Annotated in this window: 18 protein-coding genes; 5 read left to right on the top strand and 13 right to left on the bottom strand. The window is 33.3% G+C overall.

The annotated features are described in order from the left end of the window. Positions 1–8: 8 nt before the first annotated feature. Positions 9–1694 carry a histidine kinase dimerization/phosphoacceptor domain -containing protein gene (locus FOF46_RS02970; protein WP_244299557.1) on the bottom strand — a complete coding sequence of 562 codons (1686 nt, stop codon included), beginning with the start codon at positions 1692–1694 and terminating at the stop codon, positions 9–11. Positions 1695–1808: 114 nt separating this feature from the next. Further along, positions 1809–2393: a hypothetical protein gene (locus FOF46_RS02965; RefSeq protein WP_109436821.1), complete on the bottom strand. Its 585-nt coding sequence runs from the start codon at positions 2391–2393 to the stop codon at positions 1809–1811. A 613-nt stretch (positions 2394–3006) separates the two neighbouring features. On the opposite strand from FOF46_RS02965, the gene FOF46_RS02960 reads away from it, so the two are divergent. After that, positions 3007–3837 (top strand): ETX/MTX2 family pore-forming toxin, encoded by an 831-nt coding sequence (locus FOF46_RS02960; protein ID WP_143915408.1) that lies wholly within the window; start codon positions 3007–3009, stop codon positions 3835–3837. 241 nt (positions 3838–4078) lie between these two features. On the opposite strand, the gene FOF46_RS02955 is transcribed toward FOF46_RS02960, so the two are convergent. The 9 genes from FOF46_RS02955 to FOF46_RS02915 form a co-directional block, all read right to left on the bottom strand. Then, positions 4079–5365 (bottom strand): MFS transporter, encoded by a 1287-nt coding sequence (locus FOF46_RS02955; protein ID WP_143915407.1) that lies wholly within the window; start codon positions 5363–5365, stop codon positions 4079–4081. A gap of 114 nt (positions 5366–5479) precedes the next feature. Further along, the gene (locus FOF46_RS02950; protein ID WP_143915406.1) at positions 5480–6775 is read right to left on the bottom strand and encodes a TRAP transporter large permease; all 1296 of its coding nucleotides are present in this window, start codon (positions 6773–6775) and stop codon (positions 5480–5482) included. Continuing rightward, entirely contained in the window at positions 6772–7248 is a 477-nt protein-coding gene (locus FOF46_RS02945) for a TRAP transporter small permease (RefSeq protein WP_235010972.1), read from the bottom strand. The genes FOF46_RS02950 and FOF46_RS02945 overlap by 4 nt, the downstream gene beginning before the upstream one ends. Beyond that, positions 7249–8238, bottom strand: coding sequence for a TRAP transporter substrate-binding protein (locus tag FOF46_RS02940; RefSeq protein ID WP_143915405.1), 990 nt, complete (start codon positions 8236–8238; stop codon positions 7249–7251). A gap of 1 nt (position 8239) precedes the next feature. Continuing rightward, a complete protein-coding gene (locus tag FOF46_RS02935) occupies positions 8240–9469 on the bottom strand; it encodes a DUF4861 domain-containing protein (protein ID WP_143915404.1) in 1230 nt (409 codons plus the stop codon). Positions 9470–9499: 30 nt separating this feature from the next. After that, entirely contained in the window at positions 9500–10294 is a 795-nt protein-coding gene (locus tag FOF46_RS02930) for a gluconate 5-dehydrogenase (RefSeq protein WP_143915403.1), read from the bottom strand. An 11-nt stretch (positions 10295–10305) separates the two neighbouring features. Next, positions 10306–11151, bottom strand: coding sequence for a 5-dehydro-4-deoxy-D-glucuronate isomerase (gene kduI / locus FOF46_RS02925; RefSeq protein WP_143915402.1), 846 nt, complete (start codon positions 11149–11151; stop codon positions 10306–10308). Positions 11152–11159: 8 nt separating this feature from the next. Then, positions 11160–14255 (bottom strand): DUF2264 domain-containing protein, encoded by a 3096-nt coding sequence (locus tag FOF46_RS02920; protein WP_208746743.1) that lies wholly within the window; start codon positions 14253–14255, stop codon positions 11160–11162. A 38-nt stretch (positions 14256–14293) separates the two neighbouring features. Then, complete coding sequence (locus FOF46_RS02915; protein ID WP_167571729.1) at positions 14294–15439, bottom strand: glycoside hydrolase family 88/105 protein; 1146 nt, start codon at positions 15437–15439, stop codon at positions 14294–14296. A 278-nt stretch (positions 15440–15717) separates the two neighbouring features. On the opposite strand from FOF46_RS02915, the gene FOF46_RS02910 reads away from it, so the two are divergent. Continuing rightward, entirely contained in the window at positions 15718–16899 is a 1182-nt protein-coding gene (locus FOF46_RS02910; RefSeq protein WP_109436811.1) for a helix-turn-helix domain-containing protein, read from the top strand. A gap of 3 nt (positions 16900–16902) precedes the next feature. Here FOF46_RS02910 and FOF46_RS02905 read toward each other — a convergent pair whose 3' ends face one another. Together FOF46_RS02905 and FOF46_RS02900 are read right to left on the bottom strand one after the other, a co-directional pair. Beyond that, positions 16903–17811: a 3-keto-disaccharide hydrolase gene (locus tag FOF46_RS02905; RefSeq protein ID WP_143915399.1), complete on the bottom strand. Its 909-nt coding sequence runs from the start codon at positions 17809–17811 to the stop codon at positions 16903–16905. A gap of 53 nt (positions 17812–17864) precedes the next feature. Then, entirely contained in the window at positions 17865–18734 is an 870-nt protein-coding gene (locus FOF46_RS02900; RefSeq protein WP_109436809.1) for a helix-turn-helix domain-containing protein, read from the bottom strand. 190 nt (positions 18735–18924) lie between these two features. Here FOF46_RS02900 and FOF46_RS02895 point away from each other — a divergent pair, with 190 nt between their 5' ends. The 3 genes from FOF46_RS02895 to FOF46_RS02885 all read left to right on the top strand — a co-directional run bounded on the left by FOF46_RS02895 (position 18925) and on the right by FOF46_RS02885 (position 24830). Continuing rightward, positions 18925–22131 (top strand): DUF1553 domain-containing protein, encoded by a 3207-nt coding sequence (locus tag FOF46_RS02895; protein WP_143915398.1) that lies wholly within the window; start codon positions 18925–18927, stop codon positions 22129–22131. A gap of 3 nt (positions 22132–22134) precedes the next feature. Then, complete coding sequence (locus tag FOF46_RS02890; RefSeq protein ID WP_109436807.1) at positions 22135–23640, top strand: DUF1501 domain-containing protein; 1506 nt, start codon at positions 22135–22137, stop codon at positions 23638–23640. An 80-nt stretch (positions 23641–23720) separates the two neighbouring features. After that, entirely contained in the window at positions 23721–24830 is a 1110-nt protein-coding gene (locus FOF46_RS02885) for an NHL repeat-containing protein (protein WP_143915397.1), read from the top strand. Positions 24831–24882 lie beyond the last annotated feature (52 nt).

Below are 24882 nucleotides of genomic sequence, written 5' to 3'. Positions count from 1 at the left end.
CCACTAAATTAAGCTATTTTTATATCTATTTCCCAATGTGTCCCTTCATTACCTGTTTTTTTTATAGTACCTTCTAATTGTTGAATTAGAGAATTGATAAGTTTAATCCCAAAAGAGTTGTTTTTTTTGGTTTGAATAGTTGTAAAACCTACTCCATTATCTATAACTTGGATATGTAAACGATCTTTTGTGTCATTAGTTAGAGCTACTTTAAGCATTGGATCCGTTGTATTTTCATAAGCGTATTTAAGAGAATTTGTAATGAGTTCGTTAATAATTAATGCCAAAGGGATGGCCATGTCTATATGAATACTAATGTTAGCAATATCAAAATTAGGTTTAAATTTGGCATTATATCCATGAAAAAGCCCTAATACCAACTCTTCAATATACTCTTTTATCATGATTCGAGTATCTACGCCATCTTGATACAATTTTCTGTGTACAAGGGATAAGGCTTCTACTCTGGACTGTCCAGATACAATAGCCTCTTTTGCCGGGTGTCCTGTAAGCTCATGACCTTGTAAATTTAATAAGCTAGAAACCATTTGTAAATTGTTCTTTACTCGATGGTTTAGTTCTTTTAATAATAATGCTTTCTCTTGCTCACGTTTACTAATAATCTCCTTTTGATCTAATAAAATATAATTTGCTTTTTTAATTTTTGTATTACCTCGATAAAGCAGATAAGCAAAGAAAAGTAGTAAGAAAACCCCAGCAGCCAATATAAAAACCAGATTTTTTTGATTGGTATTTATAGTATTAAGCAGGCTTATTTCTGACTCACGTTTATCAATCTCATATCCAGATTTAAGTTGTTCTATTTTTTGAACATTCTCTTTGTTGACTAGACTATCTTGATATACTTGAAACAGTTTTTGATACTCCAGTGCTCTAGGGTATTGTTGTTGAGTTTCATAAAAATTAACCAGCATGATACTAAAATCCCTAATTTGTTCTTTAAGTCCAGCTTGTTTGGCCATAGTCAAAGCTTGCAGGAATTTTTCTTCAGCAAATTTTGATTCATTTTCTTTTTGATGAATCCCCCCTAATTCGGCTAAATATATAGATGTAGAATATGAATCTCCTGATTCACTTAGAATATCAATAGCTTCATGTAGATTGTCTTTTGCTAATTTAAACTTGTTTTGTGTGGCATACACCATTCCTAGATTTCCTAAAGAATAACTTTTTATGATGTCGTTTTTAACAAGATCATTGAGTTGTAATGCCTGTTGAAAACTTGTTGCTGAGCTATCCAGATATCCAGCCAAACGATACGCTTCTCCAAGATTAAGTATTGTAAGTGCATGATTACCTTTTTCATCAGAGTTTATATAAATATCGATAGCTTTTTTAAAATAATCAATTGCTAAATCATAATTTTTATCACTAATGTAATTACTAGCGAGTTGGTTATAAGAAGCAGCTTGTCGTTCTATTAATCCTTTAGATTCATAGATTTGTAATGCTTTTATAGAAGCATCAAATGATCGACTATTATTACCAAGCCTTCGTTCGATATGACTAATTTCTTCTAAAGCTTCTGCCTGTAATAAGGGTTCATTTATTTCTTTAGCAATTTGTAAAGATTGTTTAGCAGAAAGTAATGCTGTGTTGGGATTTGGATGAAAAAAAGCAATATTTATTAATGAGGTTACTTGCTCTTTTTTAGACAAATGCCCAGTTTCCATAATATGAAATATACTATCTGCTTTTTTTTTGTTTTGTGAAAAAGATAGCGTAGTGGATAGTAAAAGAAATAAACACAACCTTTTAGGCATAGGTGAAATCAGTATGTTATTACTTTATTTTTGTGGACGGTTTGAACTAACTTTTGCTAAAGGATCAATTCTAAAATAATAAGATTGCCCTTTAGACTCTATAAACAAAGAAAATATAATACTGTACGAAATATAAGTTAATCCTTCAGGAAGAACGTCTTCAGATTGAGTTGTGATTTCAACCAGGTCACTCATGCGAGGATTGGGACTTACATATAAAGAGCCATCAGGAGTTGTTCTAAACTTTCCTGCCTCTTCATCTTCAGTAGTAAATGAAAATATGATATTCCAGGGATTGAGAGATTTAGTCTGACTTTTTTGTGTTTCAATAGTAAAGACTTTGCCAACATTCTGTATTTTACAATATGTAATCGTAGCTTTAGATTCAGTATTAGACTCAGTATTAGTTTGCAAATATATTTTGATATCCGTATTGGGTTCAATATTGGGTATACCTAAAAAGCTTTTCAGCACTAAACCATCTATAGGAATGGGTTTATACATTGTCCCCATACCAAGTTCAAGGTTTGTAATTACTTCTTCTAAGGTCTCATAATGTACATTGAATGTAATGATAGTATCTGTTAGGTTTTCTGTGGAGGTTTCCATATGGATGAAGTTTAAATTGATTTAAGCCCTGATAATTAAAAGTGATAATTAGGAAGTTCTTTTTCTGTTTTAATAGCCTATAAATTAGTGAAAAGGTTTAATATTTATGGATGTTGTATTATAAAATTTTCTTAATTCCTTGTGTATAATTGTGATACGCTTTGTTTTTTAATGTTAATAAGCTTACTAGGAACATATATATTAAAAAGAATGTTCCTATTACCGCTAGTTATTTTCATGACAAGTTATGATGATTGAAATAGAAAACATAGTGAGATAATGACATTGGCAGTTTTTCGATAAAAGATGTCAGTTATTTGACAGTGTGCAATGAAATAATATGCCATCATACACTTTTGAACCAGATAGATTTCTAATAGGTATTAAGACCTCTTTTATTCTTAAAACCTTTTGCTAAGAAAAGAGTAACATGCTTAAACCTTTTACTTCCTTTTTCTAAACATTTACTCATTATATCTGTTCATTCACTCATTACAATTGCTAATGAATTAAAATATGATCAGTTTTAACTCAAAATAATCATCGATGATAGTCTAAATAAACTGAAAAGGACTTTAAAAAAGAGTAGGTATTCACTAAAATCATAAAAAAAATGTCTATTACAATTAAAAATAAAACCGAAGAAAAAGAGATAGGTAATGTTTCAAAAAGAGAAGATTATAAACCTAAAAGCGCAATAGAAGCTCTGGCTGTAAGGATTGGTAAGGCTAGTGCTGCAATTAAAGGTAACCATAGTTATGATACAAGTTTGATTAATGTTCCTTATAAGAATGAAAAAGGTAAAGAGGGTAAAACCTGGGAAACTATAGTTTTTGAAAAATTGGTAGCTTGGATATCAAAAAATGTAGAATTTCGTGGAACTCTATCTTTGGTAACTAAAGGAAAGCCAGAACCAGATGGAGAAGCAATCGAAAGTACGATGCAATATATAAGTGGTGTTATAGGAACTGCTAAACCGTCTGCAACATATACAGTAGAAGAATCAACTTCTTTACGTGTTACATCTGGAGAAGAATTTGGAGTTACTGCAAATGTATCAATAGAAATTCCGTTTGGTGTGAGTGCTGGGATTGAAACTTCGGCCAGTATGTCTTTAGAAGAGAGTCAGACTACTACTAGTACTCATTCTGCTGTTGTTTCATTTCCATTTGACTTTAAAGTAATTCCTGGTGAGAAAGTTAATTATTTATATACTTATAAATTACAGCTCATCCCCATGCAAATTAAATCTGACTTTAGTATTGAAGTAGAGGCGATATTAAACAAAGAAGTTGATCCTATAATTTTTACTGATTTTTTTCAAAATAAACCTAGTGAATTCAATTGGGATAATCTTAACGAAGATCAAAAAGTATTTAATTATAAAGGAACAGCTAAATCAAAAGCATATAAAGGTAAAACTTATATATTAAAAACTTCATAAACTCTAAGGTGTAAAAGATATAAATATAGAAGGTAGAGATTAATCTCTACCTTCTATAAGATAAACTATATTTATGTTTAAAGGAATATAATTTGTAAATATGCATTTATCAAATAATTAGAGATGTTTACAATTCAAAATTGCTTAGATAACTATAAACTCAATTTGGAGGCATAAATAATGATAAAGAAATAGGTAATGTTCTACAAGGCTTTAAAAAAATCTATTAAAAGCATCAGTTTTAATCTTTTGAGACCTCCTCATAACTCCCTTTTTGTATGTTATACAGTTTATAATAATACCAGGCAGCCAGACCACCAATAAAAGAAAATAAAGCTAACATCCAAAACACATGTTGATGTCCTTTTGGACCAGGTGAATTTTCTAAGAGATATCCTATAGCGGGTCCTGCAAATATATCTGGAGTATATCCTATAAGAGAAATAATACCCACCGCAGTTCCTGTTAGGATCAATGGAATTTTCCCTCGCTGCATTACAGCAAAGTATAAGGAACGGGCTGCATATACTCCAGTAGCAACTACCAAAATTGATATAAAAAATAAAGCTGTAGAAGAATCCGAGATTACTCCTGTAGCAAACAATAACGCTCCAAAGAATGAAACTATAAAACTAATCAATAACCAGAAAGTAGTTTGTGAACGATCGGCCAATATTCCTATTAAAACACCAATAACAGGTCGGATAAATAATAAAAATGTACCTACTTGTGCAGACTTTACTTGGTCATACAACATTACATCTTGAGCATATAATGAAAATACATCTGTAATTTTGTAACCTACATAGGCGCATAGAATAATGATCATAAGTAACCATACAGATGGTAAGTGCAGGACCTCTTTTACCTGGGATATTGTGATTTTTTCTATTATAATTTCTTTTTCTAATTTATGATCCATTTTCATAAAGAACCAAACCAATATTCCAACAAAACTTACAATACCAGAGGATACTAAAATTACATATCTAAAAGCAGCTCTGCTTTCGGAGGCAGTTGCTTCAGAAATTTCTGCAGTAATAAATAGTGAAAATATAAGTACTCCTAAAGCCCCAAAGAGAGCCCCTACTAATCCACGTCCACCATCTAAAAAACCAAATGCTTTACCTTGAGAAGTAGTACCTCCCCAGACACGAGTAGCTTTTATCATGGGAGCCCAAAATAAAAATATAGTAGTAAAGCCCCAATATCCATACAATATTTTTAGTGTCAAATAATCAGGAAAAGTAGCATACACCAATCCCCCCAAAGCAGTCATCCAAAGGGCAACTGCAATCAATTTTCTTGGAGGAAACTTATCTGCTAATGCTCCTCCAAAAAGGTAGGATATCAATGCTACAAAGCCATATATAGAGAAACATATTCCTAACTGTATATTGTCTAAATTAAAAACTTTGAGTACCGTTGGTCTAAAAACTCTTGCAAGAACAAATGGAAGAATAAAAACAGATTCCCCAGCCAAAATAACAAGTAAAAGAAAGTACCATGGAGTTTTTGTTTCATTCATCTAATTTGTAAATTAAAATTTTAAGTCTAAATATATAGATTTCTATACTAAAATAGTTCTAATAATAGATTGAGATTCCCTGGTTAAACAGTTTTCATAGTTTTAAGATAGTTTTTATAATCCAAACTGTCTGGGCAACCATAAACTCAATTCAGGAATATAAATGATAAGTAATAACACCAAAATCATAACCAGGAATAGAGGTAACAATGGTTTTAAAACTTTCTGAATTGAAAGTTCGGCAACACTACATCCTACAAAGAGTACAGAACCTACAGGAGGAGTACATAATCCGATACAAAGATTCAAAATCATAATAATCCCAAAATGTATAGGATCTAAACCAATCTTAGTTGCTATAGGTAAGAAAATAGGTGTAAAAATTAAGATTGCCGGAGTCATATCCATGAATATACCAACGAATAATAAAATCAAATTTATAATAATCAAAATAACAATGGGATTATCGCTTATCCCTAATAAGGTATTGCTGATTTCCTGCGGAATGTTTTCATATGACATTACCCATGACATGGCAATAGATGTAGCGATAAGTAAAAGTACTATTGATGAAGTTTTTACAGTTTCCAGGAAAATAGGAGAGAAGTCCTTCCATGTAATTTCTTTATAAAGGGCTGCCAAAATTAGTGTATATAGTACAGCAATTGCTGAAGCTTCTGTAGCGGTAAAAATACCAATAACAATTCCACCGATAACCACCACAAGAAGAAGTAAACTAGGAAAAGCAGCTATAAAACGTTTTAAGAACTCTGTAAATCCTACTAACTTTTCGGTAGGGTATTTTTTAATGATTGCATAAATTGTTGCGACAATCATAAGTGTTACTCCAATTAAAATCCCGGGAAGATAGCCTGCTATAAATAATGCAGCAATAGAGACTCCACCACTAGCCAGAGAGTAAACAATAAGGACATTACTAGGAGGGATCATTAATCCTGTTGTGGCACTAGTGATATTTATGGCAGCACTATACGCCGGATCATATCCATCTTTTTTCATCATAGGATGCATAAAACCTCCAATAGCAGAAGCAGCTGCAACAGCAGATCCAGAAATAGCTCCAAAAAGCATACATGAAATAATATTTACAAAAGCAAGACCTCCTGGTAGTGGTCCTACTATAGCTTTAGCAAAATTGATGAGCCGCACTGCAATACCACCTCGATTCATAATTTGACCAGCTAATATAAAGAAGGGAATTGCAGAAAGAGTGAAGCTATCCAAAGAAGTTGCCATACGTTGTGCCAAAGTAGTTACCGAAGGTAAAAAAGGCATTGCAGTAATTAATGTGAAAAAAGCCACTAAACCAATAGAGTATGCAATAGGAACCCTTAATGATAAGAACACCAGGAAACTAATTACTAATATCAATACCTCGGTATAATTCATAATGATGTAGTGTTAGTATTGTCTTTTTGAAAGTAAATGTAAATGCAGTAATAACAGATTAAAATTCCAGAAATCGGAATTACGAGATAAATAATCCCTAGTGGGATACTTAGTGCAGCTGAGTTTTGCTCGAATTGAAACGAAAGTATACATAAACGAATTCCTCCTATAATCATTATCGCAAAAGCAAATAGACAGATAGCGCCATAAACAATACCATCATAAAGAGACCTTTTTTGTTGTACAATTGCAGTCGGAATTAAATCAATAGCTAGATGTAATTTTTGACCGGTAGTATATGCCGCTCCAAGCAAGCCGAGCCAGATTAAGGAAAAACTAGAAAGTTCATCAGTAATCGTACTTGGTGATTTTAAAATGTATCTGGAAAAAACTTGCCATACTACACTAACTAGCATAACAAACAGTAAGAAAATTACTGTTTTTTCTAAAATAATATCTATACGATTTTTCATTTAATACGCTGATTTTATAATTTTGACGAGCTTTAAAACCTCTGGTTGATCTTTAAAAGTTGTAATGACTTCTTGGGTTTTTTGTTCAAAAAGAGATTTATCGGGACGTGTAATTTGCACTCCGGCTTCAATCACTGCATCTAATGATTTTTTTTCTGATGCGGCCCAAAGTTTACGTTGTTCTATTTTAGATTCAGTACTGGCTTCTTGTACCCATTTTTTTTCTTCGTCGCTTAATCGTTCCCAGGTATCAAGACCAATTAATAATACATCCGGAATAGTGGTATGTTCATCTAAACTATAATATTTACAAATTTCGTAATGTTTTGAAGTGTAGAAACTAGGAGGGTTGTTTTCTGCGCCATCAACTACGCCTTGTTGCAAAGCAGTATATAACTCTCCCCAAGAAACAAGAGTAGGAGCTCCTCCCAATTGATTAACCATATCTATGGCCATATTACTTTTCATTACACGTATTTTTTTACTCTCTAAATCTTCGGGTGTAGTAATTGGTTTTTTTTTGGTGTAAAAACTTCTACTACCAGCATCATAAAAAGTGAGTCCTCTTAATCTGAATTTTTCTCCCTGAGTTAACATTTCTTCTCCTAGCTTACCATCTAATACAGAAAATGCATGTGACCTATCTCTAAATAAATATGGTATTCCAAAAACACGATATTCCGGAATGAAATTTTCTAACACTGCAGCTGAGACTTTGGTGATATCTAAGCTTCCTATTTGTAGCAGCTCTAAACATTCACGTTCGCCTCCTAATTGACTACTTGGATATATTTTTAATATTAGTTTTCCGTTAGATTTTTTTGCCAGGCGTTCTCCCAAAATTTCCATGGATTTATGCACAGGGTGTTGGGTGTCCAAAATATGAGCTAATCGCAGTACTTTTACCTTTTTTGAACCACTGCATGAGATTAGTACTACTGAGAGTATAATAAAAAAGAGCTTCTGTATTCTATATTGATATAAACTCATCTTATTTTATGATTATGGGATGAGAAAGTTGGTCTAAGGTCTCTGCTATCTTTTGTGTAAAACCTTCTGGTTTTGCGAATTTTTGACTTGAGGCTTCCCAACCTGATAAGAAATAGAAAGGGATAGTAGTATTGTTTTCAGTATTAAAAACTACATAATGAGTATTTGTAATTCCATTTTCTTTTTTAGTAATAGTCTTATGAGTATGGTAAAGATCTTTGTTTAATAGTAACGCCATGCCAAGATGATCTCCGTTTTCAGATTGCTTACCATGAGAATATAGACTGAACAGGCTATTACGTTCTTTGATATATAGTTGATTTGGTTTTAAATTTACGATCCCTGCAACCAGTTTCATTTCTTGAGTTATTCCTGATAAAGAAACTTCACTTTTATAATACCATTGTCCCTTATAAATCGAAATCTTATGGCGTACCTGTATAGGAATTCCATGAATAGTATCATTGATATAATTCATTTCAAAAGAAGCTTTAATAGGACCTTCTTCTATAACTTTATACCTAGCACCATTTTTACCTGTTATTCTATACAATGAATCATTTAATTGTATGGCAATAGATCCTGCCCCTAGAGAATTACCAACTTTAAGGATATCCATTCCCCAAGTTTCTTTAGTATGATAGTCTCCATTAATTCCAACTTGGGATAAAACTAAATCCTCTGTTGTTTTACCAAAAATATCAATCCCATTTCTTGGGTCAAAATACATACGAAACCCAACTTTATCATTTTCCCAGGCTGGCCCTTCCATTTGAAAGAATTTTTTGTCTGCTGCATTTCTGGGATCTCCATTACGTTTATAATTTTTTACTTCTGTAACGTCTCTTGAGTTTGAGCCAACTCCAAAATGTATGTCTGTAGCTTTAGATACTATGGGAGTCTTTTCTCTTTCTATAACATCAAAGTATATTTTTTTTATCTCTTTTGGCTTAAAATCAGTAACAAAAATTAATTGATCCCATTTCTTATCATTATCAATATCTTCTAATTGAAATGGAATAAATTCCTTATTTTGGTTATAAATAGCAAGTATAGATTCATCTTTGATGTCTATAATATGAGTGTCAAACTTCGCTATCGGAATACGCACTAATTCATCTATACGTTCTATGTTTAATGTGTTCTCAATAGTGATCACATTTTTTGAAGAAGGGCTGCATCCAGATATGGTGAATAAGGTGGTCAAAGAAATAAGAATATATAGTTTCATCTACAAAATTTATTTGATCGTGATTGTAAATTAATCTTCATTAGAAGGTTTACCTATGGTTGCTAAGATCCCACCATCAACATATAAAATATGGCCATTTACAAAGTCGCTTGCTTTTGAGGACAGGAAAATAGCTGCTCCTGCAAGGTCACTTGGATCACCCCATTTTGCTGCCGGAGTTCTACCTACTATGAAATCATTGAAAGGATGACCATCTACTCGTATAGGAGCAGTTTGAGAGGTAGCAAAATATCCAGGACCAATACCATTAACCTGGATATTGTATTTGGCCCATTCTGTAGCCATATTTTTGGTTAACATTTTTAGTCCACCTTTTGCTGCAGCATATGCGCCAACTGTATTTCGGCCTAATTCTGTCATCATAGAACAGATATTGATAATTTTTCCTTGTTTTCTTTCTATCATTCCTCTAACTACATGTTTAGAAACAATAAAAGGGCTAACAAGATCAATATTAATGACTTGTTTAAAGTCATCTACTTCCATGTCAATTAATGGAGTTCGTTTTATAATTCCGGCATTATTAATTAAAATATCAATGTAGCCTATTTCGGTTTCAATTTTTTTAATGGAAGAGATAACTTCTTGTTCATTAGAAACATCAAATTTGTATCCAATAGCATGTATCCCCTCATTTTTATACTCAGTTACGGCGTTATCGATTTTTTCCTGGGATGAATTCCCGTTTACTATTATAGTGGCTCCGGCTTGACCTAATCCCTTTGCCATAGCCATTCCTAGTCCGTGTGTGCTTCCTGTGACTAATGCTATTTTTCCTGAAACATCAAATAATGAATTTGTCATGGTAAGAGTGATTATTTTAGCTCTGTAATTTTTGCAGTATCCATATCGCTATAGTCCAGATTTTCACCTGCCATTCCCCAAATAAAGGTATAGTTACTTGTTCCGGATCCAGAATGAATAGACCATGGCGGAGAAATTACAGCCTGATGATTTTGCATCCAGATGTGTCGTGTTTCATTTACAGGTCCCATAAAGTGACAAACAGCCTGTTCTTCGGGGATTTCAAAATAAAAATAGATTTCCATTCTACGATCATGAACATGGGCAGGCATAGTATTCCATACACTACCTGGTTTAAGCTCTGTCATTCCCATTTGTAACTGGCAAGTTTCTACCACTCCGCTAAGGATCATTTGGTATACTGTTCTTGCATTAGCAGTTTCCATCGCTCCAAGTTCTAACTTTTTAGCTTGTTCCTTAGTTACGGATTTGGTAGGGAATGCATGATGTGCAGGAGCTGAGTTTAGATAAAACCTAGCCGGATTATTAGCGTCATCACTATTAAAAACTACATTTTTACTGTCCTTTCCAATATATAATGCGTCTTTATACCCTAGTGAATAGGTAGTTCCATCTACATTTATAGATCCTGGCCCTCCTACATTGATGGCTCCAAGTTCTCTTCGATCCAGAAATTTTTTAGCTTTTAAAGGATCGATTGCTTCCAGTGTTAAGCTTTTCTTTATAGGTACGGCAGAACCAACCATATAGCGATCATAATGAGTGTATACCCAAATAATAGTATCTGATTGCATGAGATTATGTATCAAAAACTCATCGCGTAATGCTTTGGTATCATAATGCTTTACAGATGCAGGTCCGTTGGCGTATCTGGTTTCATATATTGTATTATTCATAATATTTTTTATTCGAATGAAATGATATGTTTAGAATTATCATTTTTCATGATAATTATCTGCTTATTGTTTTTTTCTGATTCTATTTTTTTGATAAAAGATAATTCTTCGATGGTAAAAGGTGTTCCCGACTTTTTCCATAGCATTATGGTGATATAGGTATTATCTTTTTGACTAGGTTTATACTTTGCTCTGGTGTTGATTACTGTGCTTTCTTTTGCTTCTGGATGTAAACCAGAAGTAGTTTTGGTAGTTACAACATCCCATCCTTTTATTGGAATTACAGCGAGTTGATATTGACCGTTATCAATAATCTGAATCTCTTTGTTTTTTATCTTTTGAACTGATTTTTTAATATATCCATTAATATGGGGTAGACTATAATGCCCTAAAATAAAATCCAAAGGTTTTTTGGCATTGATTTTATCTACTCGTAAAATTCCATTTTTCAAGGGAATATCTGCCAGGTTAATCAGAACGTCCTCAATGATTTCAGATTTTAAATCTCGATAGTAAACACCATTTTTAAACTTTTTAAAAGTATATAACCTTCCAGGTTCATATGGGATAGTATCCACTTCGGTCTTAAACATATAATTCATTGATACAATACCGCTAGGATCATCAGCTTGCCATGGAAAAGCACTATTATACGCTAGTTTATTATAATTTTCGCTTCCGCGGAAAGGCTCTTTAACTCCAGTAATGGGAACATTACACCAGGCTCGGATTTCTGTAGCTCCGATATCGGGATAATTGGTTAACATAATTTCTGAAGTTTTGAAAAACTTGTTATATGCCTTTCCTTTGGTTAATTTGTTATCCCATGCACCATCGTTTTCTGTAGCATTCCAAAACTCATTATCCTTAGGTAATAGTAAACTAAGAAAGGCTTTTCCCATCCAGTATACACTTCCTCGACAACTGTAATATTGAGTAGCAGGGTCAAATTCTCCATAAAACCCTAATGTTGGGACACCATCTTTTAAAAACTTGGGATGTTGTAAAAATTGAGATAATACTCCAGAAGAAATACGTCGCATCCATCCCCAATTTATACCTTTAGTTTCTTCTGGATAGAACCCTAAAAATGGAAAAGGACTTATAGATGCGATGCGATAACTTATACTTCGTCCCCACATAATCATTTTACCATCTTTACTAAACATATAAGGATAGCTATCTTTTATATCTAGAAAATTTGTTTTGAATTTTTTAGCAATTTCTGGATAGTATTTATTGCCAAATACTTCAGACCAATAGGCTGCATACATCTGAAACGCCCACATACTATAATAATCATACGCGGGATTATCATTGTACCAGCCATCTCCGCGATAATGATTTAAACTCTTATTGAGATAGTCAACTAATAATTTTTCATTAACATCATAGCCTTGACTTTTAAAAAAACTGAGAACAAAAATGTTAAAAAATTTCCAGTTAGAAGGTACGGTTGCTCCATCCCCGTAACTAATCATTTTACGAGCTAAAATATCTTTTTGCTCTTGTGTGAGTGGCTCCCAAACGACTTCGGGGATAGTGAAAAATGAAATGGCCAATGCACCAAACTCAACTAAGGTTTGTCCTGGCCAATCTTTTTCCTTGTCTTTTATAAATGAGGGGTGGTTTTCATCAATTAGGTTTAATATGTTATGACGATAATAATCTGCAATTTTGATGTTATTAATGGTTAAGTCTGGATTTTCTTTTAATAAAGGAGCAGCAACAAAAAGTGTTCTACATAAACCTTCTAATTTTTCTACCGGTATTTGCCAATCACCTCTTGGATAAGATACATCCCCTAATTTTGGAAACTTAAGAGGATCATCGATATCGTTTACATATGAAAAAGCACCTTCTAAAATATATTGTGCCATATCTAACCAATGTTCTCTAGTCATTCCCGTTTTTGGACTTTTTATATAATCAGGATTTGAAATCTGGTATATTTGTTGTCCACCATACATGGTGTACACCTCAGAACCTGCAGCAAGAAAAGCTCCGGTACCATACACTTCAGTTTGATCTTTAAATGATTTATCGGGACCAGCTCCTATAGGTTGTACATAACCTAGCATACCCTCGGGGGTAATATGACTGTTTAATGCATTCCATGCTTTTTTAATATGCGGTTCGTAGGTTGCCCTATCCAATACACCGTGATTTACACCCCATGCAAGTCCAAATGTAAAAAATGATGTCCCGCTGGTCTCAGGAGTGGGGTAGTATTTTTGATTAAGTAAACTCATGGACCAGTGGCCTTGCGGCGTCTGAATCTGAATGAGCTTTTTTGCCATTTTCAGGTAAATTTCCTTAAAGTATTCATAGGGTTTAGAACCAGGTTCATATTCATCCATTAACAGTGTTAAACCACCAAACACCCATCCGTTGCCTCTTGACCAAAATATCTTGTTATCATGATCAAGTTTATCAATAAAACTATTGTCTCGATAAAATAAATGATCTTCTTTGTCAAAAAGATGTTGTCTGGTAACCTCATACTCTTTAAGCATCCAATCTGTATATTTTTGTTCGCCTGTGATTTTTGTGAGTTTAGCCCAAACAGGAGGTCCCATAAATAGGGCATCACACCAGGTCCATCGCTCTAGATGTTTATAGTTATCTAAAGTAATAGGTTGCTGACTTGGGTTTTGCATGATCCAGTCTAAACGTTCTTTTGTAGGGATTATCATAGTGGAATCTTTAAACTTTTTGAAGGATTCCAAAAACATTTGACCTACAACATGATCATCAGCCATATATTTTCTCCAGTGTAATTGCCATTTTTGTGTTGTGCCAATTTCTTTTAACCATTTCCAATATCGATCATCCTTAGCCATTTTGGCAAATTTGGTCATACCCACATAGAGCGCTCCATTTGTCCAATCAGCAATATGATGAGGTTTATCCCTTCCACTGTATTTCTCACGAAAATGTATGATTTGCCAATCAGCAACCCGTTGCATTTGCTTGTATACTGATGTTGGAGTTATCTCTTGTTGATGATTTGAATCTATTATTTGGGCATTACTAACAAAGCAAAAACAGATAAATAAAATGAAGGTTATTTTGAGAATTATCTTTGTTGTATTTTTTTTCATATTTGTTGTATTTACTTTCATTTCTGAGTAGAACATCATTAATATTTAGTATTAATGAGTTTATAGATTTCGGTAGCTGCAAGGAGAAAAGCTCCACTTCCATAAGATTCTGAATCATCAAAACTCACGTCTGTAGGAGAATCTCCTACTTCTTGTACATATCCAAATGTCCCGTCAGTGTGTATTGCCTCAGTCAAAAAATCCCACCCCTTTTTAATTATAGGCATGAATTGATCTTTTGGTAATAATCCATTATTTACTCCCCAGGCCATTCCATGTATAAAAAATGCAGTACCACTGGATTCTTTCTGTGGATAAAATTTAGTATCTAGAAGGCTTTGACCCCAATATCCTCCTTCGGTTTGTATTGCACTCAGACGGGTACACATTTCGATGAATTGTTGTTCGAATTTTTTACGTTCAGGATGATTTTTTGGCATATAATCCAATACTCTGGTTAATCCTCCGATAACCCATCCATTACCGCGAGACCAATATATTTTAGATCCGTTTTTTGATTTTTTATTAAAAAAACGGTCATCTCTAAAGTATAAATGCTCTTTTTTATCATATAAGTAATCTGATGTGTCCCACCATCTTTCTGTCATAAAGTTCAGGTACTCAGGGTTATTTAAAACTGCTGCAGCTCTTGCATATGCTGGAGGAGCCATAAATAGAGAATCACACCAACTCCACCATTCCCACCAGTATTTATTTCCATCGAATGTGACATCATTTTCAAGTCTTCTTCTTAAAGGCATTTCTAACATAAAATTTGATCGATCAATTATATGTTTATCTTCTTTTATTTCATAAAGTTCGTAGAAGACCTGTGTAATTGCATATACATTCGCATCATATGGTCGTGCTCTTGGAGTCCAATTCACGCTATCTCCCATTTCTACAATCGCATTGAGGTATTTTTCATCTTTGCTTATTGTATATAATTGCATTAATCCAATATAAAATGGAGCATAATCCCAAGTGTTTAATCCTTTACCTGTTGGATTAGCTAGTTGCCAATCTGCTACTTTCTTCATGAGTTGAAGCACTTGGTCTTGATCTATTGAACTTCTTTTTTCTATACAATCTTTGGTGTTTGCAGATAGATGAGTAGTTGTACAAAAACTAAAAAGTAAAAGGCAGATAGTACCTGATAATGTTTTGACTAAATAGTTTTTCATGAAATTTTGATATTCGTTATAGTTTAAAATTATTGGTGTTATATTGATGTATAGAAGGAACAAAAAAGCTTTGATGATTCCTTTCATTTTTGTTGCAATTAGCTTCGGATTATACAACAATCTTATCCTTAATGGATTTCTTAATCTTTTTAGAAAAATGCTATAAGATTCTTAGCCAAATTACTTAAAAGTCATAATAATAGTTATATTTAACCTTCAGTTAACGGTATTTGTAACGGTTAAATCTTATTATTTTTGGATGATAAAATTTTGTAGTGATGAAAGATCTCTTAGATGATGAGAAAAAAAGAATACTCGAATGTATTCTTAGTAGTAAGGGTTTTTCTAAGTCTCCTACAAGTACAAATTTGCTTCGTTTTCTTGTAGAAGCAACATTGTCCAAAAAACAATTGAAAGAAACAACAATCGGAATCGAAATTTTTGGGAAACAATTTCTTGAACAAAATAATTCTTCCAGTATTCGAGTGAATATCTATAACCTGAGAAAAAAATTAGAAAAGTATTATCAGACAGAAGGAAAAGATGAACCATGGAAAATAGTAATAGATAAAGGACAATACTATACTTCATTTATTCAGAACACTACATTTAAATCCGAGGAGAAAAATTACAAGAAGTATTATAAAATACTTGGATTTACTTCTATCTCATTATTTGTAACACTAGTATTTGTTGTATCTAATTTGTTATATAAAAAACCAGTTGCATTATGGAATTCATTTTTAACAAATGGAAAAGAAACCACTTTGGTTGTTGGAGATTTCTTTGGATTTATGGCAAAAACCAAAACAGGAAGAATAGGCTGGAATAGAGATTATGAAATCAATTCATTAGATGATTTTTATGAACTACAAAAAAAGAACTCTGAGTTTAGAGATAATGTATTTCCTGCAAATTACTCATATGTAACGGGTATGGGATCTATTGCTGTATATCATTTAACTAAACTTTTTGAAAGTAATGGTAGAGATTTTTCTATTCGATTTTCTACCAAATCAACCTATGATGATATTAAGGAGCATAATTCTGTATATATAGGTCCTACAAAGAATAATAATAAGTTTATTCAATATTTTAACGAACAAAATGCGCATTTCTCTATTCAAGGTAGAAAACTTAAGTATAAAAATCGTATTAAAAACAGAGATACCATATTTAATCTTGACATTGAAGGATTAGCTTCTGAATATGCTATTGTCTCTCGGTTAAAAGGAGTGGATGGTACAGAACAGTTTTTATTTTTCTCTGATCATGATATAGGGGTAATTGCAACAGTAGAACTTTTTTGTGATCCCCAAAAGGTAGAACAATTTAAAAAAGAGTATATGAAGGATTTAGATACTTTTACCGCACTTTTTAATGTAACAGGTAAAGAAAGAACAAATCTCAATTTGGAACTAATAGCTATAGATGATACTAGTTTTAATACAGAAAATTAATACCTAGTAAATGCATGCTTTTGGTTTGTTTTTTACAAAATAGCTTTTATAATTTTTTGCTTTAATATCCATGCAACCACACAAATCCAGTAATTTAATGTTTTTAAAATCTATGGGGTGACTTTCTGCTTGCAATGCGATGTAACCTTCTGTTAATATGGTACCTGCTTTTGACATCCAGTAGTCTAGATCTCTTTGGATTCCGAAATTTCCTAAATTCGTTTCAGAACTATTAGCACTGTATTTTCCACCTGTTATTTGTGGTTTTGTGAATTTTAGGACAGAATCACCATTTACCATAAATTCCATATACTCGCCACCCATAATTATTGCATCGATGTGTACCCATTGATCACCATGATAGGTTTTAGAGGTAGAGTTTATACAATGAGTATAATCAACAGTGCTGTTAATTTCTACTGCGGTTCCCGGAGTACAAACATTAGCTGTCGTGCGCTCTCCTTTATTTAACCCTCCTAAGGTTTGTAGTTCTATCGAAATAGGAAAATCTTGTTGGAGTTCATTACTTTCTGCAGATTGCGAATGTAGCATCACACCACTGTTCCTTATATTCCAATGTACACCACCTTTTAATTGTTCTCCTGTAAACCGATAATCAAAGCTTAATTTATAATAAGAAAAAGGTGTTTTGTAATATAAATGTCCAAAAGCATCATCAAATGTTTCATAATTGTCATATCGAATTCGAATCATACTATCCTGAACTATAAAAGTTTCTTTATAATTGTCATTTAATTCGTAACCAGAAATTTTTATATCCCATCCAGAAAGATCTTTACCGTTAAAAAGAGAAATCCATTCCTCTGTATTGATATCTTTTTCTGATTTGGCAGATGTACATGAATTTAAAACAGATAGTATTAATATCGAAAGGAGTATATATTTGAACATTTTGAATGAATTATTTACATATTGGTGTTTATATATTTTTATTGATTTTGCATCTATACATTCAATTCTTCCTTGCGAAAATTTCCAGGAGTTTTTCCTGTAAAACTTTTAAAAACCCTGGAGAAATATGATAGATTTTCTAAACCAACTTTTTCTGCAATTTGCTTTAAAGAATTATCTGTAGTAAGCAATAGCAATTGAGCTCTTTCGACTCTTTTTGATTGGATATATTTATTTGGTCTCATACCAAACTTTTGTTTGAATATTCGGGAAAAATAATCTGTACTTAAATGACAGTATGAAGCTAGTTCGTTTATGGTAAGTTCTTTGTCTAGATTTTCACTGATATGACTTAATACTTGACTTAAATTATTACGAGTAGTATTTTTTATAACCAGACGATTATGATCTTTAATAAATTTTGATAGAAGAATACGCAGCAATCCATTAGTTTCAAGGTAAAAAGCAGATGATAGTTTTTCGTTTTTCTTTTTAAAGGTTTGTAAAGTAGGTCTGTTATCATAAACCTCGGGATCATCATTGACTAATGCACGATTAGGATTAATTTCTAGTAAACGTTTAAAATAGGCAATATCAGTGTCTTTAGCTTTGAGTTCATAGACGAAGGATTTTAAATTAAAAATGGATAATCCATTTTTTATCTCCTCAAAGAAACTTATATAATATTGTTCATGATATTCATCACACTTATATCTACTATAAGTAAAACTAGGTATTAAATACATATACCCCGGTTTTAAATCAAAAGTCTGATCATTGTGATATACCTTGGCAGAACCTTTAGAAATATAGTACATTCTGGTAAATGGACTTACTACATTATCATAATTCCAATGTTTGTCCAGATGTGCATAACCAACATTGAGTAAAGAAAGTTGTAAAGATTGTAAGACTTTATGCATTAAATAAATTTCATCAACCGTAATATACAGGGAAAAATAAAGAATTTTCTGATAAAAGTCGTTTTTGTTGTAAAAAAATATAGCTTTTTATATAATTATGTCGGAAATGTACATTGTATAGTCTTTTTTGAGCAAAGATTTGTTGAACTTAACTTTTAAATTTGGAAGTATATAAAAAATTATAATTTTAATGTCGTTTTTTAAAAGTATACCCCTATTCTTATTTACTGTTGTTATTATTTCTTGTGGAGGTCCTGATTTGCCAGAATTGGTTGAGATCGAATATCAGCAACTTCCAGAAAAATTAGATTTTAATCAACATGTAAAACCTGTATTATCGGATAAGTGTTTTTTGTGTCATGGTCCGGATAAAGCAAAAATATCTGCTGGTCTGCAACTTCATAGTTCAGAAACGGCATATGCAGAACTACCAGAGACTCCAGGTAAGTTTGCTATTGATCCAGGTAATCTTAAGAACTCTGAAATGTTTAGAAGAATCATGACAGAAGATCCAAAAGAAATAATGCCAACACCAGAGTCGCATTTGAGTCTTACAGAACGAGAAAAAGCGATTTTGATTAAATGGATTGAAGATGGAGCAGAATATAAAGATCATTGGGCATTTATTCCAATTCAAAAAACGACACCTCCCAAAGTAAAAAAGAAAGGATTAATCCAAAATCCTATTGATAATTATATTCTTTCGGTTTTAGAAGATCAGAAATTAACATTTGCTCCCGAAGCAGATAAAGAAATTATATTACGTCGTTTATCATTTGACCTTACAGGAATGCCGCCAACAGTAAAAGAGATAGATGATTTTTTAGTTGATAAAAGCGAAGATGCTTATGAAAAACAAGTCGATCGTTTGCTTGCCTCAAAACGATATGGAGAACAAATGGCTCTAGAATGGATGGATGTAGCTCGTTTTGCTGATACTCATGGATATAGTGTAGATCGGTATAGAGATATGTCTCCCTGGCGTGATTGGGTCATTGATGCATTTAATAAAAATCAACCTTATGATGAATTCGTAACATGGCAGCTTGCAGGAGATTTAATGGAGAATCCTACACGTGAGATGAAGTTAGCAACAGCTTTTAATCGTATTCATCCTCAAAATATGGAAGGAGGTATTGTAAATGAAGAGTTTCTTATCGAATATGCTGGGGATAGAGCAACTACAACAGGACAGGCCTTAATGGGGCTTACTGTAGCTTGTGCAAAATGTCACGATCATAAATATGATCCTGTTTCCCAAAAAAACTATTATGAAATGACCACTTTTTTTAATAATGTAAATGAATCTGGTCAAATTTCATGGAATGATGCAATGCCAACTCCAACCATGCTATGGACTAATGAAGAAGAGGAGAAAATGTTGACTTATATGGAGAATCTGGTTAAAGAAACAGAAGTTGATATAGAAAATACAATACAAGAAATCTCGCCAGAAATTGATACGTGGATTGCCAATAAAAAATATGCTTCGGTAAAGCTTTCTAAAAAAGGCTTAATAGGCTCATATAACTTAAATAATAATTCCTTGACTAATAGTATAAATCCATCACAAAAAGCTACAATGAAACGTGAGTATACTGAAGGTCAACCGGTGGATTTGGTCGCTGCTAGAAAAGGAAAAGGAGTGCAGTTTAATGGAGATACCTGGTTGGACCTGAGAGAAGTAGGTGTTTTTGGTCGTCATCAACCATTCACTGTTGGAGTTTGGGCAAAAATTCCTAAAGAAGTGACAGACGGAAATATTTTTCATAAAAGCGACGGAGCAATTCTACATGCCTGGAGAGGATATCATTTAAAAATTGTGAATAATAAGCTAGAATTATTAATGGCACATACCGGACCTGATAATGCAATTAAGGAACATACTAAAATTGATATTCCTAAAGAAGTATGGACACATTTTGCAGTAACATATGATGGATCAAGTAAAGCTGAGGGATATAAAGTTTATGTAAACGGAAAAGAACTTGAAACAGAAATTATTGATGATAACCTCTATAAAGATATTCTTTTTGGTAGAAAAAAAGAACCTGCACTTCAGTTTGGAGCACGATTACGAGGAAAAGGTATTGCCGGTGGAATCATAGATGATATCAATGTATATAACAGAGAACTATCTGGTATAGAAATGCTTCAGTTAGCAGAGAATGCAGGAGTGAATACATTATTAGCAAAAGCTCCGGAAGCATTAGATGCACCTGAAAAAAAACTTTTGCAGCAGCATTATATCATGCATGCTCGTCCAATAAAAGAACAATATACAAAGCTTGTTAAAGTAAGAAAAGCCTATGTTGATAGTATAGAGCCTATAAAAGAGGTTATGATTATGAAAGAATCAGAACCAGTACAGGCATATGTATTAGAAAGAGGAGTTTATGATGCACGAGCAGAAGAAGTGTATCCTAATACTCCAGAATTTTTGCCTCCAATGGTAGAGGGTGCTCCAAAAAACCGTCTTGGATTTGCACAATGGTTATTTAAAAAGGAGCACCCTTTAACTTCTCGAGTGACAGTAAATCGTATGTGGCAACATTTCTTTGGTATGGGGTTAGTGAAAACTTCAGAAGATTTTGGAAATCAAGGAGAAATGCCAAGTCATCCAGAGTTATTAGACTATTTAGCATCACATTTTATGGAAAAAGATTGGGATATGAAAGCATTTAACAAGATGATTGTTATGTCTCGCACATATCGTCAGGATTCAAGAGTTTCTGAAGAGTTAAGAATGATGGATCCAGAAAATAGACTATTAGCACGAGGACCAGCAAAACGCATGACAGGTGAAATGTTAAGAGATAATGCATTAGCAGCAAGTGGTCTGTTGAATAATGAAATAGGAGGTGAAAGTGTAAAACCATATCAACCAGAAGGTTTATGGAAAGTGAACAATGCGACATATGAAGAAGATACAGGAGAAAAATTATATCGCAGAAGCATGTATACCGTTTGGAAACGTTCTGTACCACATCCTACACTAGCCACTTTTGATGCTCCCGCAAGAGATGTATGTACAGTTAGAAGACAAGAAACAAATACTCCACTACAGGCGCTAGTGCTTTTAAACGACCCTACGTACATAGAATCGGCCAGGGTTCTGGGAAAGAAAATGACTGATTCTGCTGATGCAAAAAAAGGGATTATGAATGTTTTTAGAAGTTTGACTGGTAGGAAACCCACAAAACAAGAATTGGACCTACTACTCGAACTAAAAAATAATGAATATAAGAAGTTTGCTTCCAACGAAGCTAAAATGAAGGGGTGGTTAAACTCCGGAGAATTCCGAATAGAAGAAAATGACGATAAAGCACTAATAGCAGCTAATGCTGTGGTTGCAAGTACGATTATGAATTCGGATGCTACAATAACAAAAAGATAAGCTATGTGTGATCACCATGACAAATTAAGGTCAAATAATAAGGACCTCCAGGAAGTAGAAAAAATGTTTGATCGTAGAGAGTTTTTAACAAAAACCTCTTTAGGATTAGGGGCTATTGCTTTTGGATCATTACTCAATGCCGATAAAGCATGGAGTAATGTTAAAAATAATAGGAAACCAGACCTCGAGATGTTTAGTAGAAACAGTCTTGGTTTACCCCATCATATGCCAAAGGCTAAGCGTGCAATTTATTTGTTTCAAAGTGGAGGACCATCACAATTAGAATTGTTTGATTATAAGCCCAAATTAAAGGATATGTTTGGTAAAGATTTACCTGCTTCAATCAGAAAAGGACAACGACTTACGGGTATGAGCGCTGATCAGACGTCATTTCCGATCGCTGCTTCAACATTAGAATTCAAACAATATGGAGAATCACGTGCCTGGGTAAGTGAAGCAATGCCGTATTTATCAGAGGTAGTTGATGATATTTGTTTTATTAAATCAATGCAAACAGATGCGATCAATCATGATCCGGCAATTACCTTTTTTCAAACAGGTAGTCAGCAACCAGGTAGGCCTTCAATAGGTTCCTGGTTAAGTTATGGTTTAGGTTCTGACAATGAGAATCTACCTACTTTTATTTCGTTGGTCTCAAAAAATGGAGGAGGACAGCCATTATATTCTCGTTTATGGGGTAATGGTTTTTTACCAACAGAGCATCAAGGTGTACAATTCAGAAGTGGAAAAGATCCAGTATTATACTTATCAGATCCAGAAAATTATGATGGGCATGATCGTCGTCATATGCTGGATTATTTGGGTAAGCTAAATAATATTCAGAATGATTCTTATGGTGATCCAGAGATTAATGCAAGAATGTCGCAATATGAAATGGCATTTCGTATGCAAACATCAGTACCAGAGGTTACAGATATGAGCGACGAACCAGAGTATATTTTTGAAATGTATGGCGAAGATAGTCGTGATCCTGGGACCTATGCAGCAAATTGTTTGTTGGGAAGAAAATTGCTAGAAAAAGATGTAAAGTTTGTACAGTTATATCATCAGGGATGGGATCAGCATTTAGGATGTCCAGGAGGGGTAATGATGAATTCGAGAAAAACAGATCAGGCAAATGCGGCTTTGATAAAAGACTTAAAACAGCGCGGAATGTTTGAAGATACTCTGATCATTTGGGGAGGAGAATTTGGGAGAACAGTATATTCTCAAGGAAAATTAACCGCAACTGATTATGGTCGAGATCACCATCCAAAAGCCTTTACTATGTTTATGGCTGGAGCGGGTATAAAACCTGGATTTACATATGGAGAAACCGATGATTTTAGTTATAATGTTGTAAAAGACCCTGTGCATACACATGATTTTCAAGCAACATTAATGCACTTGTTTGGTATTGATCATGAACGTCTAATCTACAAACATCAGGGGCGTCGTTTTAGATTAACAGATGTACATGGACATGTAGTAAAAGATATTCTTTCTTAGATGAATAGAAATCTATAAAAGAACATACCATTTAAATGCTAATGATTAGCTATAAATAGTAGAATAAACAAACAATATACATGAGCTCAAGAAGAAGTTTTTTAAAGAATACGATTTTAGCAGGAACAGCAATTTCTACTGTACCTTCTTTTGGATTTAATATTATAAAAGGAATTGCTCCAGGCGATAGCCAGATTATTGGGCATGGTGATTATAAATATAAAATACATCGAGATTGGGCAAAGATGAGCGTTAGTCAGAATCCTATTTTCAATTGCCACGAAATGCAAATGGATTCAAAAGGCCGTCTATTAATGCTTGGAGATCATACGGCAAATAATATGTTTGTTTTTGATAAATCAGGAAAATTACTAGATGCTTGGGGAACAAGATATCCGGGTGGACACGGACTTACTTTGCATGATGAGGGAGGAGAAGATGTGCTCTATATATGTGATTCTGGTTGGGGACAAGATAAAGGCGGCGTATGGTTCGAACAAGCAGGAACTGTACATAAAACTAAGATTGATGGAAAGTTGATATTTACTTTTCCAGATCCAAGAACAATAGGTGTATATACTCATGATATGAAATATATGCCAACAGAAACATGTGTTGGACCCAATGGAGATGTATATATAGCTGATGGGTATGGATCAAATTATGTATTACAGTTTAGCCATAAAGGTGAATTCATTCGCAAATTCGGAGGAATGAAGAATGAAAATAAGGAGCATAATCTAAATCAGACACATGGTGTAGCGATTGATTATCGAGATAAAAACAATCCAGTTTTGGTATGTACTTCTCGCAATGAACATTCATTTAAGTGGTATACGTTAGATGGAAAATATATAAAAACAGTTCATATGCCTGGTGCTTTTGTATGTCGACCGGTATTAGATGATGACAATATCTATGCAGGAGTATGTTGGTCAACAACGCGCGAAGGAAAAAATTGGGTTCGAGATACAGGATTTGTGACCATTTTGGATGGAAATAATAAAGTAGTTTCTAACCCGGGAGGAGAAGCACCTGTATATAAAGATGGGGTTTTACAACAAATGTATCAAGCGCCAAAGCCAACTTTTAATCATGGGCATGACGTATTTGTTGATGAAGATAAAAATTTATATATCTGCCAGTGGAATGCGCATAGAACACCACCAATAAAATTAGAAAGAGTATAATAATTTAGATGTATAGGTCTTTAAAGATCTAATATGACCCAAAATATAAATT

This window comes from Aquimarina algiphila, from assembly GCF_007489275.1.
Classification (GTDB): Bacteria; Bacteroidota; Bacteroidia; order Flavobacteriales; family Flavobacteriaceae; genus Aquimarina; species Aquimarina algiphila.
Note: the sequence above shows the minus strand (reverse complement) of the source record. Positions and strands in the feature narration are given on the sequence as shown.